Annotated in this window: 1 pseudogene; it reads right to left on the bottom strand. The window is 62.1% G+C overall.

The features are described 5' to 3' along the window. Positions 1–388: pseudogene (gene adh / locus EOA29_RS40850) on the bottom strand (aldehyde dehydrogenase); the annotation flags it as partial.

Raw genomic sequence — 388 nt, 5'->3', positions numbered from 1 at the left:
CCATGAACTGGTCGTAGATCTTCTCGTGCACCAGCGCGCGGCTGGGGCACGTGCAGACCTCGCCCTGATTGAGCGCGAACATGACGAAACCCTCGATCGCCTTGTCGAAGAAATCGTCGTCTTCGGCCGTCACGTCCTGGAAGAAGATGTTGGGCGACTTGCCGCCGAGCTCGAGCGTTACCGGAATGAGGTTCTGACTGGCATATTGCGAGATCAGACGACCGGTCGTCGTCTCGCCGGTGAAGGCGATCTTGGCGATGCGGTTCGACGACGCCAGCGGCTTGCCGGCCTCGAGGCCGAAGCCGTTGACGATGTTGAGCACGCCTTCCGGCAGAAGGTCGCCGATAAGGTCGGCCCACAGCATGATCGTCGCCGGAGTCTGCTCGGC

Source organism: Mesorhizobium sp. M1E.F.Ca.ET.063.01.1.1 (assembly GCF_003998155.1).
In the GTDB taxonomy this organism is placed as follows: Bacteria; Pseudomonadota; Alphaproteobacteria; order Rhizobiales; family Rhizobiaceae; genus Mesorhizobium.
Note: the sequence above shows the minus strand (reverse complement) of the source record. Positions and strands in the feature narration are given on the sequence as shown.